The sequence below is a fragment of the Ruminococcus sp. MCC718 genome, assembly GCF_018783905.1.
In the GTDB taxonomy this organism is placed as follows: domain Bacteria; phylum Bacillota; class Clostridia; order Lachnospirales; family Lachnospiraceae; genus Hominisplanchenecus; species Hominisplanchenecus faecis.
The window spans coordinates 1-363 of sequence record NZ_WQNP01000058.1; the positions used below are offsets into that span (position 1 = coordinate 1).

Consider the following 363-nt stretch of genomic DNA (forward strand, 5'->3'; position numbering starts at 1 on the left):
ATTTGATAACTTCCTCGGATGTCTATCTAACTTGTTAGATATTTTGAATTTATTTTCTATATGCAGTTTTCAAGGTACATATTTGACTGATATTTTATCAGCCATTAGAACTGAAAAAAACTTTTCAACTCTAATCACTGGTAAAACCAGTTATGGTAACAGCACTTCCCTGCTGATTGGGTTAACAAATCCATCATCACAGTTGAAGTAATCATCCTTCATCCATTCGGATCTGTCTGTATCTATATGGAAATAATCTCGGATAAATCCGTTATTTCTTTTGTTTAATCCGGCAGCCACCTGCTCTCCCACACCGTCTCCAGTGCAGTACCATCGGCCGATTAGGTCTTAACCATCGTGTTC

Annotated in this window: 1 protein-coding gene; it reads left to right on the forward strand. The window is 37.5% G+C overall.

The genetic code is table 11. The annotated features are described in order from the left end of the window. A partial coding sequence (locus GPK60_RS07145) for a hypothetical protein (protein WP_215659154.1) occupies positions 1 to 211 on the forward strand: 211 nt, incomplete at its 5' end. Positions 212 to 363: the final 152 nt, after the last annotated feature.